At 61.2% G+C, this 3,444-nt stretch carries 4 protein-coding genes; all 4 read right to left on the reverse strand.

Translation table 11 applies throughout. The features are described from left to right. Positions 1-601: 601 nt before the first annotated feature. A complete protein-coding gene (locus tag FCK22_RS17100; RefSeq protein ID WP_211243586.1) occupies positions 602-1,258 on the reverse strand; it encodes a hypothetical protein in 657 nt (218 codons plus the stop codon). Continuing rightward, entirely contained in the window at positions 1,258-1,869 is a 612-nt protein-coding gene (locus tag FCK22_RS17105; protein WP_136720686.1) for a hypothetical protein, read from the reverse strand. Before FCK22_RS17105 ends, FCK22_RS17100 begins: the two co-directional genes overlap by 1 nt. Positions 1,870-1,888: 19 nt before the next feature. Further along, on the reverse strand, positions 1,889-2,572 hold the full coding sequence (locus tag FCK22_RS17110) for a helix-turn-helix domain-containing protein (protein WP_136720687.1): 684 nt from the start codon (positions 2,570-2,572) through the stop codon (positions 1,889-1,891). 119 nt (positions 2,573-2,691) lie between these two features. Then, positions 2,692-3,156, reverse strand: a complete 465-nt coding sequence (locus FCK22_RS17115) for a hypothetical protein (RefSeq protein ID WP_136720688.1) — start codon at positions 3,154-3,156, stop codon at positions 2,692-2,694. Positions 3,157-3,444: the final 288 nt, after the last annotated feature.

Here is a 3,444-nt window from a genome sequence, read left to right on the forward strand (position 1 = left end):
TTTTTTGAAGTGGCGATATGACCGGTTCGACCCGGACCACCGCGCCCCTCAGGGATAGGGTCACCCAGTAAGTCAAATCTCTGATCCACCAGAAAAAAATCTCCGAATGATGGGGCTGCCGGTTTCCGCTCTGGCGGGGTGGCAGACTTTTACCCCCCCTCCCCTCGGCGTTCCTGCCGCTGCTTTTCGCTGTCGTGGCAGGCCTTGCAGAGGCACTGCAGGTTGTCGCGATCCCAGAACAGGTCCGGATCGCCCCGATGCGCGCGCTTATGGTCAGCCACCAGCTTTGATGTGTTCGCCTCAATCCATTTGCACCAAGCGCAGGTGAAGCGCGCCTCTTCGAGCACTGACCAACGCAACCGACGCCAGCGGGCGAGCGAGTACCACCGGTGCGACGAATGCCGCGGGCCTTCGGCTTTGGCAGGCTTCTTTGGGTCCGCGTTCAACCGCGAGGCAGTCCGACCGATCCGTGAGCCCATGCCCCGACCAGCAAGCCTACCCATGCGACACCTCCGCCCACCCACAAACGCAACGCGCCCGGAGAGGGTGGTCCTCGCCGGGCGCGTTGGGGGTGCTGGCGTCATGTCTAGGGGGGCTAGATTTATTCGGCAAGTACTTTTTTCCAAGGCGTACGTGCTGGCAGTTCATGCGTCACATTCCAACGGGACATATCATTCTGAATTTGCAGACAAACTCGAAGCTCCAGCAGGGCTGACCACCACTGCAAATAATTGCGGCGCGCCGCCGCGATCTGATCCGCAGCAGGACGGAACACAACCGGACACACCCGGATGTCATGGCGCTTCACCTTACGACCGCTGCAGTCAGCCACCTGCCCAAGCGTTTCCGTTACAGCGCGGCGACCGTGCGGGTTCACATGCCAACCTACCGGCTCACATCGCGTGACTGCTCCGACATAAGCTTCAGGCAGAGCACGCGCCCGTGCTAACTCAGCGATCTGCACTGCCATGCGTCGACCACCGCAACCGTCGGGCAGCACAGCCACCGCCGAGGCAACGATGTCAGCGTCATGATCCGGGTATGACCGGCCACCGCCATCGATCTTGCAGCCCAGCAGCCCGCGCTGCGCCATGCGGTAAGCGTTGCCGACATGGCCGTATCCCGGCGCCAATGTGCCTTCATCCTCAAAATCGATCGAGGCGCACTCATCGGCGAATGCCCATTCCAACAGCCGCTGGATCGAAATCGGCTTGCGGACGCGGCTCATCGCCTCAGCCTTCAAAGGTACCATCTGCATCACGCGCCCTTCTCATCCAGCCAGCCGCGAAGCATGGCTTCGGTTTCGTGATAGCGCCGCAGCCAGTTCCGCTCTTCGCCGGTGACCAGCACGCCGCGCGCTTGGCGATCCTCGATAAGTTCGACCCGCCGCGCATAGTCCGCAGCCCGCTCGTTGATCCCGGCCCATTCGCGATCCGCGAGCGGTGGCCGCTTGTGGCTCTTCCAGAAGGCATACTCAGCGACCAATCGGCCCGGCACTGCGGCGGCTTTGCGACCAGCGGCCGATACGAACCACGACCTCAGCCCCGGCACATCCTGCAACGGCATCCGCTCTCGCGCCTCGGCAAATCCCAGAAGGCTGACCCGGCTGGGCCAGAAGACCTTGTTGGTGCCTTCGCCCTTGGTGCGCATGCAAGCAGCCAGCACCCGCAGGGATTCGTCGGAGAGATACCCGAGGTCATCTGCCATCTGATCCAGCTTGCGGCGCTGGTCTTCGGCGGAGGTGTGATGCTTGAACCGCATCCCATCCTTGACCAGAGGATCGATGAAGAGCCTGCGCACCCGGGCCCGGTTGGTTTCCTGCGGCGCAGCGGCTTCCTGCGCGCTGTCGGTGGTTGTGATCTGATCCATTTGCCCCATTCCCCTTTTCTCAGCCCAGCCCCAACGCTGCCTGTTCGGCATCGGTGAGAAGCTTCGCAGCGATGATGTGATCGATAACCCACGGCTGAAGATCGGCGAGCGCATCAGCCCGACCTTCGCGCCATCTGGCGACAGCGTTTTGCGCCTCGCGCTGAACCATCGGATTTGGGGAAAACTTGGCCCCCTGCGCCCTTTGGTTCTTCTGTGGTTTATCTATATTATGCACGAAGGCAGATTTGCCCCCTTTTCCGTGCAAATCTGCCCCCTTTTGCGAGACAGGAAAGGGGGCATTCCTACCCCCTTTTAAGGGTGCATTTTTGCCCCCTTTTAGCTGCACGATCTTGGCCCGCGTGAGGAAGCCGTATTGCGTGCTGCGCCCCCGGCCGACACCCGCAAGAACGACGATCCATTCAGCGTCGACCAGTTCCTTGATCACCCGCTTGATCGTGTCTTCAGAACAGCCGTGAATGTCAGCCAGCTGACGCCGGGACGGGTCGCACCGGTGGGTTTCCCGGTTGGCGAATTCCAGCACCAACGTGTCGGCGACAAGCCGAGCCATGGGGCTCAGGCTGCTGTCGCGGCGGACGCTTTCCATCCAGCCCCATCGCTGCTGGCGCCACTCTTCCGGCGCGATTACGCGCAACTCCCCCTCGAAAGGAGACGGCTCGATGTCGTATTTGCGCCTTGGGTCCACAGGTTCCGTCCTCACATGCCTGTTGGCACGACGAAACGCCGTGCCTTTGCCTTACTTGTCGGCCTGCGTTAACCGCCTGCCGAACCATTCCGATTGGTTTTCAGAACGACGCGCCCCTCTTACGGAGGCTGCGCCGCCTGCTCTGTGCTGTCGGGTGAACCGGGTGGTTTAAGAATCAGCGGCCACTGGGCGCGGAATTCAGCCTTGTCAGGCCGCCAGCGGATGTACTGGCCCCGGAAAGGCAAACCGTAGAGGCGGTCATAGTGGACCTGTAGCGAGCCGAAGTCGCTGAAACCTTCATCCCGCGCGAGTGTCTCGAACCATTCCGGCGTGACCATCACAGCATTGCCAAGCGTTACCTTGCCAGCCTCGATGACGATCTCTTCGGAGCGGCTACAGGGCGCGACGATCAGGCGGTGGCACTCCGGCGACTTCATCCAGAGCGGCGGCACAGCGCCGCAAAAAGCATGGACAGTGCCGCCGACTGCCACATGGGGCCGCTTGCCATGAGGCTTGATCACGCTGGCCTTGATGCCAAAGATGATCGCGCGGGCGTCTTCTGGCGGGAAGTTATAAGCGACCATTAGGCGGCCTCCACCAAGGAGGTGATACCTTTGGGCCTCCAAGCTGTTCCCACCAGTCGGCGGCCTAGTCCCAACCACAATAAGTAGAGGGAATCACCCCGTACGACAAAACATGTTGTATTGGGCAAGGCTTTTATTGCGCTTTTTGCCCCAGAAAAGCCTTGATGTAGGGTACGGGTACTGCAGTAAAGTGAGGCCCCGGGCCGAAGATCACAACTCTTCGACCCGGGCAGTTCAACCGCAACTGTGATCGCGGCAAACCAGGCCCGGCGGAATCTCGAAAAACGC

Origin of the sequence: Sulfitobacter sp. 15WGC (genome assembly GCF_005068605.1) — a bacterium.
Lineage (GTDB): Bacteria > Pseudomonadota > Alphaproteobacteria > Rhodobacterales > Rhodobacteraceae > Sulfitobacter > Sulfitobacter faviae.

What these genes read in the sequence shown, in the direction of transcription:
- FCK22_RS17115 (WP_136720688.1), bottom strand. Translation starts at nt 3,156, where the DNA reads ATGGTCGCTTATAACTTCCCGCCAGAAGACGCCCGCGCGATCATCTTT.
- FCK22_RS17100 (WP_211243586.1), bottom strand. Translation starts at nt 1,258, where the DNA reads ATGCAGATGGTACCTTTGAAGGCTGAGGCGATGAGCCGCGTCCGCAAG.
- FCK22_RS17105 (WP_136720686.1), bottom strand. Translation starts at nt 1,869, where the DNA reads ATGGATCAGATCACAACCACCGACAGCGCGCAGGAAGCCGCTGCGCCG.